This is a genomic window from Longimicrobium sp. (assembly GCF_036280135.1).
Lineage (GTDB): Bacteria > Gemmatimonadota > Gemmatimonadetes > Longimicrobiales > Longimicrobiaceae > Longimicrobium.
Genome location: NZ_DASURI010000030.1, coordinates 1 through 5,634, shown reverse-complemented (window position 1 = coordinate 5,634; position 5,634 = coordinate 1). Strand labels below are relative to the sequence as shown.

Below are 5,634 nucleotides of genomic sequence, written 5' to 3'. Positions count from 1 at the left end.
AGACCAAGGTGGCGTACATCATCACGGAGCCGTGCATCGGGACGAAAGACGCGAGCTGCGTCGAGGTTTGCCCGGTGGACTGCATCTACGAAGGCGGGGACCAGTACTACATCCACCCGGACGAGTGCATCGACTGCGGCGCCTGCGAGCCCGAGTGCCCAGTGCAGGCCATCTTCCCCGATACCGACGTCCCGCCCGAGTGGACGGATTACATCGAGAAGAACCGCGTCCTCTCGGGCGCCTGAGCCGCGTTCGTTTCTGTTGATGACAAGGGGCCGCATCCAGCACGGGTGCGGCCCCTTCGCGTTGCCGGGGAACTGCCTTTCTCACGCAGAGCCGCGGAGGACGCAGAGTACCCCAGACCCTGCCTCGTCGGGTGCCGCGTCCGTTGCTGGCCTTACCGCGTACCGCGAAGTGCGTCATCCTGAGGAGCCGCCGCGCGATGCTCGTCCGGGCAGGATGCAGGGCGGCGACGAAGGATCTTGTGTCCCTGCCACGGGCCGAGCGTCGCGCGTGGCGGCCGTCTTCGATGAGGCCTCAGCCGTGGAGGGCGAGGTGCTCGATGAAGGCGTCGCCGCGCGGGGTGAGATGCACGGCGCGCGTGTCGCGGTCACGCCGCGCCAAGCCCGTCGCGAACAGCCGCTCCAGCACCGCCGATCCAACCGCGCCAGCCAGGTGCGCGCGCCGTTCGCTCCAATCGAGACAGGCGCGGCACAGCTTCCGCCGCCGCGTCCGCAACGCCGCCAAGTCGATCCCCACCGCCCCGCACCACGCCTCGCCCGCCTCGCTCAGCCGCAGGTCGTCGTCCGCGCCGCGCACCAGGTCGCGCTCGCGCAGCCGCTGCAGCATGCGCACGCCCGCCTCGCCCGCCAAGTGGTCGTAGCACACGCGCGCGCGGCGCATGGCCTCGTCGCGGGGACCCGTGCGCGGCATGGCGGGCGCGGCGGCCGGCGCGATGCTCATCAGCCCCTCGATGGCCGCGGCCACCTCCGGCGTGGCGATGCGGTAGTAGCGGTGCCGCCCCTGCCGCGCGATGGCCAGCAGCCCGCCGGCCGTGAGCCGCGACAGGTGGCTGCTGGCCGTGGACGGCGTGACGCCGGCGTGCAGGGCCAGCTCCGTGGCGGTGTGCGCCACGCCGCCCATCAGCGCCGTAAGCATGGCGGCGCGGGCGGGCTCGCCCAGCAGGGCGGCGATGGACGCGATGTTGGGCATGCTGGACATATTTCGATGATGGGCGAAGCATGCCCTCTCCGCAAGCCCTATCCTTCTCCCCGGGTTCCGAAATCCACCGAGCACGGGAGGGACGATGACGGCGCACGAGTACGCGGCCGGCGTGGTGTGGGAGGGCAACACGGGCGAGGGAACGGCGAGCTACGGGGCGTACAGCCGGCGCTACCGCGTGACGGCGGACGGCAAACCGGACCTGGCCGGCTCGGCGGACCCGGCGTTCCGCGGCGAGGCGGACCGGCACAACCCCGAGGACCTGTTCCTGGCGGCCATCTCCGCCTGCCACATGCTGTTCTACCTGTCGCTGTGCGCGCGCGGCGGCGTGCGCGTGCTGGCGTACGAGGACCGCGCCACGGGCACGCTGCGGATGGACTCCGGCGGCGGCGGGCGCTTTGAATCCGTCACGCTGCATCCCGTCGTCCACGTCGACGCGGCATCGGATGCCGATCTCGCCGCGCGGCTGCACGACACGGCGCAGGCGCTGTGCTTCATCGCCAACTCGTGCGGCATCCCCATCCATCACCAGCCGGTGATCCACGCGGCAGAAACGGAGGTGGCGCGATGAAGGACGTGGCGATGACGCTGGACGACCATCCCGGCGCGCTGGCGGAGATGGGCGACGCGCTGGGCCGCGCGGGGGTGAGCGTGGAGGGCGGCGGCGCGTGGGTGGTGGACGGACGCGGCGTGGCGCACTTCCTGGTGGCGGATGGCGATGCCGCGCGGCGGGCGCTGGAGTCGGCGGGGATCCGGGTGGATGCCGTCCGCGACGTGGTGGTGCAGCGGCTGCACCAGGGGCGCCCCGGCCAGCTGGGCGCGCTCACGCGGCGGATGGCGGAGGCGGGGGTGAACATCGAGGTGCTGTACAGCGACCACGATCACCAGCTGGTGCTCGTGGTGGACGACGTCCCCACCGCCCGCGCCGTCGCCGACGCCTGGATGGCCGATCGCGCATGACGCTCCGCCCACCGGCGAGGAAGCAGACCCGGCGCATCCCGCCGTTGCCGGCTGTCCCCTGTAACCTGTCCCTGTAACCCGCAGTTCAGGAGCATGCGAAAAGGGGCGCCCCGCCAGCGGGAGCGCCCCTTCGCCATCGCACGAACCAGTTAGATCAGGAGGCCGCCCGGCTCCCCGCCAGCACCTTGCCGGCGTAGCCGTTGTCGGGGTCGCCGCCCCGCTTGAGCACGCGGTCCACAGTGCCGGTGCCGCGGTTGTAGGCCGTCAGGGCCAGCTCCACGTCGCCCTCGTACCGGTCGATCAGCTCGCCCAGGTAGCGAAACCCGATCTCCAGGTTGGTCTCGCTGTCGCGCAGGTCCGCCACGGTCGCACCCTTCTTGAACCAGCGGGCCGTGGGCACCATCAGCTGCGTGAGGCCCACGGCGCCCACGTGGCTGGTCGCGTAGTCCTTGAACTCGCTCTCCGTGCGCACCAGCCCGAACGCCAGGTGCGGGTCGATCTCGTTGCGCACGGCGGCCGCGTAGATCTGCCGGGCCAGCTCGTCCGACAGGTCGTAGCCCTTGGCGCGGTACTCGGAGGCCAGCGCCACCGCCGTCTCCTCCGTGCGGGCCTTGGCCACCTTCTGCGGGGCCTGCACCACCACGGGGGCCAGGTTCATGGCCACGCCCTCGCGCACGGCGCTGCCCACCACGCCGTGACGCGGCTTGCCGTCGTCGCCCAGGGGGCCCGTACCCGTCGCCGTGACCACGCCCTGCGCCACGGCCACGGAAAGCAGCAGCGCCTGCACGGGGCGCGACTTTACGATCGAACGGAAGTCACTCCGCAGGGGGGCAGCGCGGCGCGTTACCCGGCGCGGCGATCGTTTCTCGTTTCGGTCCAACGTCTGTCTCCTGTCTTTCACGAGCCGAGCGCGGCGATCCCTTCTAGATCTCCGCGCCCGTATCCCGCTTGGGGCATTCAACAATTGCATCCATGATAATACGGCTAACGCGTTGTGTCAATTGAAGATGTGTGTTTTCCACAACCTGCCGTGCCGAAAACCCGCATGGTTGCTTGCATTCCGATGCAAACAAACGGGATGGGCGTCGCAGTGGTGCGTAGCAGTTCACCTCGCATGATAATTGGGGAACTTTCGTTCATTCCGCACATGGAGCGCACTTGTACTCACATGCACGTAAACGGATGGCAGAGGGGGGTCTGGAGCCGTCCCGCGCCGCTCCCGGAATCGGCACTTAGGACGGATGCGGCGTCGGCTGATCGTCGCTGAACCCACGGGACGGCGGATTCGGCACGGCGGACGGTCGGATCCCGCGCCTGTCCGGTTCCTGGCACCCGTCCGGATTCCGGACCGCCGTCGCAGGGCGTTCCGGGAGCGGAGGGGAGACAGACGGGGTGCAGGAAAACGTGTGCGCGGCGTGCGCGCGCGTGTCGGAGTGAGGCGTGGATGGGACAAAACGACACGGGGCGCGGACGTCCCACACAGGGAGTCCGCGCCCCGGGAAGGGAGCGCCCGCGTCAGCGGGGCCGGCTTACATGCCGGCCGCGCGCAGCTGGTCCAGGTCCACCCCGGACGACGCGGGAAGGTGTTGCGGCCGCTTTTCGCCTTCCGACGGCTGCGCCTCTTCCTGGCGCTGCTTTACGACGGTGAGGCTTGCCACTATGGCCGCGAGGGCAATCAATCCGACACCCAATGTGCGAATAAGCCGCCTCCCGTAGTGGAAGAAGATCTGGCGCGCCGTACGGTGCGACCTGCACCGCACTCAGCGAGATCCGTGCCGAACGATCGTTCGTACTCCGCCGCTGCCGCGGCAACCCCGTTCGTCGGACCGGAACTCACTGTCACTGCTCGCCATCTGACAGTAGAACGCGCGAACCAGATGTTTCTTGACAGGGGGATGGACACGAAGTCGTAGAGGCTTTGTAACGAACTTTGTCTCTGGATTGTCCACCCCGGTGGACGTGACCGAAGGGACCTGCTGCGCGATCCGTAGCAGCCTCGTCCGCTAAAGAACGCTACCGATGTGACACGTGCGTATCGGATATTGCGTGAAATGTCCGCGCGGAACATGGCGGACGCGGGCTCTTCGCAGTTCTCCCCTCCCCCGCGGAGCGGGGCAGAGGGCCGGGCGGTGGGGGCCCTCCGCGGGCACGGAGAAGCCTGCTGATGTGCACGGTGCCATCCGCGCGGTACCGCGTCCTTGCCCCCGCAAATCGATCCCGCCACATTGGCCGCCCTTCAACCCGACGTGGAGCAACCGATGAGCGATGCGCAGCGCATCCGGGACCCGGACGGCCGGTTCACGCTGGTGCCGCCGCCGGGGTGGCGGCACGCCCCGGACGAGGACGACGGCGGCGTGGAGGTGTGGCACGACGACGGCGTCGGCACCCTGCACCTGATCTCGTTCGACGCGGGCGACGACTTCGCCGACCCGGCCGAGGAGCTGTACGCGTTCCTGGACGAGCGCGAGGTGGAGCTGGAGGAGGACGACGTCGAGGACGTGCCCCTGGAAGACGGGGGCGAGCTGGCCGTGGCGGAATACGAGGCGGAGGACGAGGACGAGGGCGACGCCACCTTCTGGCTGGTGGGCGTGGCCACGGCGCCCGGCGCGCTGGTGTTCGCCACGTACCTGTGCCCCGCCGGCGAGCAGGAGGCCGAGGCGGAGCTGGTGCGCGCCGCGCTGGGCACCCTGCGCCTGGCGCCCGCGCCCCAGTAGCGGCGGATCAAACCTCACGCAACAGAAAGCTGATCCAGATGGCGCTCAAGCAAGGCGACGCGGCTCCGGACGTTACGCTGCCCTCCGCGGAGGGCAACGTGCCCACGTCGCTGGGGGACCAGTGGAAGGACGGGCCGCTGGTGCTGCTGTTCTTCCCGCTCGCGTTCACGGACACGTGCACGGCCGAGCTGTGCGCCGTCCGCGACGACATCGGCGCGTATGGCGGGCTCAACGCGCGCGTGGTGGCCGTGAGCGTGGATTCGCCGTGGGTGCTGGACCGGTTCCGCAAGGAGATCGGGGCGGATTACCTGTTCCTCTCGGACTTCAACCGCGAAGCCACGCAGGCGTACGACGTGGTCCGCAAGACACCCGTGGGGCCCGGGTTGATGGGCGTGAGCGAGCGCGCGGCGTTCGTCATCGGCCCGGACGGGCGCATTCGCTACGCGTGGAGCAGCGTGACGCCCGGCCTGCTCCCGCCCTTCGACGAGATCAAGGCGGCGTTGAACGGAAGTGCGTGAGTGCGTCAGTGCGTGAGTGAACTGCAACAGAAAACCCGCCGCGAGGCGGGTTTTCTGCTTTCCGTGAAGCCGCGTCGATGTCGAAACCCCCGCTTGGCAATGCGTCATCCTGAGGGAGCGCCGCGCCGACCCGAATGCGCACGTGACCTTGGCGCGACCGAAGGATCTTGTGTCCGATGCACGAGGCCAGTTCCACGCGTGGAAGCCGGCCCCGAGGATCG

Annotated in this window: 8 protein-coding genes; 5 read left to right on the top strand and 3 right to left on the bottom strand. The window is 69.6% G+C overall.

What is annotated here, in order from left to right:
* Nucleotides 1–8: 8 nt before the first annotated feature.
* Nucleotides 9–245 carry a ferredoxin gene (locus tag VFZ20_RS00955; RefSeq protein WP_349264046.1) on the top strand — a complete coding sequence of 79 codons (237 nt, stop codon included), beginning with the start codon at nt 9–11 and terminating at the stop codon, nt 243–245.
* 292 nt (nt 246–537) lie between these two features.
* Here the strand turns inward: VFZ20_RS00955 and VFZ20_RS00950 are convergent, their stop codons facing one another.
* On the bottom strand, nt 538–1,221 hold the full coding sequence (locus tag VFZ20_RS00950; RefSeq protein WP_349264045.1) for a helix-turn-helix transcriptional regulator: 684 nt from the start codon (nt 1,219–1,221) through the stop codon (nt 538–540).
* A gap of 85 nt (nt 1,222–1,306) precedes the next feature.
* Between VFZ20_RS00950 and VFZ20_RS00945 the strand changes: the two genes are divergently transcribed.
* Nucleotides 1,307–1,792, top strand: coding sequence for an OsmC family protein (locus VFZ20_RS00945; protein WP_329681933.1), 486 nt, complete (start codon nt 1,307–1,309; stop codon nt 1,790–1,792).
* Complete coding sequence (locus VFZ20_RS00940) at nt 1,789–2,181, top strand: hypothetical protein (RefSeq protein ID WP_329681932.1); 393 nt, start codon at nt 1,789–1,791, stop codon at nt 2,179–2,181. The genes VFZ20_RS00945 and VFZ20_RS00940 overlap by 4 nt, the downstream gene beginning before the upstream one ends.
* A 154-nt stretch (nt 2,182–2,335) precedes the next feature.
* Here the strand turns inward: VFZ20_RS00940 and VFZ20_RS00935 are convergent, their stop codons facing one another.
* Nucleotides 2,336–2,968, bottom strand: coding sequence for a lytic transglycosylase domain-containing protein (locus VFZ20_RS00935; RefSeq protein ID WP_329681931.1), 633 nt, complete (start codon nt 2,966–2,968; stop codon nt 2,336–2,338).
* A gap of 742 nt (nt 2,969–3,710) precedes the next feature.
* A complete protein-coding gene (locus tag VFZ20_RS00930; RefSeq protein ID WP_329681930.1) occupies nt 3,711–3,839 on the bottom strand; it encodes a hypothetical protein in 129 nt (42 codons plus the stop codon).
* Between the two features lie 600 nt (nt 3,840–4,439).
* On the opposite strand from VFZ20_RS00930, the gene VFZ20_RS00925 reads away from it, so the two are divergent.
* Nucleotides 4,440–4,895, top strand: a complete 456-nt coding sequence (locus VFZ20_RS00925; protein ID WP_329681929.1) for a hypothetical protein — start codon at nt 4,440–4,442, stop codon at nt 4,893–4,895.
* Nucleotides 4,896–4,933: 38 nt separating this feature from the next.
* Nucleotides 4,934–5,413 (top strand): peroxiredoxin, encoded by a 480-nt coding sequence (locus VFZ20_RS00920; protein WP_329681928.1) that lies wholly within the window; start codon nt 4,934–4,936, stop codon nt 5,411–5,413.
* Nucleotides 5,414–5,634: the final 221 nt, after the last annotated feature.

Coding starts and splice junctions, on each gene's coding strand:
- VFZ20_RS00940 (WP_329681932.1), top strand. CDS start 1,789: ATGAAGGACGTGGCGATGACGCTGGACGACCATCCCGGCGCGCTGGCG.
- VFZ20_RS00945 (WP_329681933.1), top strand. CDS start 1,307: ATGACGGCGCACGAGTACGCGGCCGGCGTGGTGTGGGAGGGCAACACG.
- VFZ20_RS00950 (WP_349264045.1), bottom strand. CDS start 1,221: ATGTCCAGCATGCCCAACATCGCGTCCATCGCCGCCCTGCTGGGCGAG.
- VFZ20_RS00920 (WP_329681928.1), top strand. CDS start 4,934: ATGGCGCTCAAGCAAGGCGACGCGGCTCCGGACGTTACGCTGCCCTCC.
- VFZ20_RS00925 (WP_329681929.1), top strand. CDS start 4,440: ATGAGCGATGCGCAGCGCATCCGGGACCCGGACGGCCGGTTCACGCTG.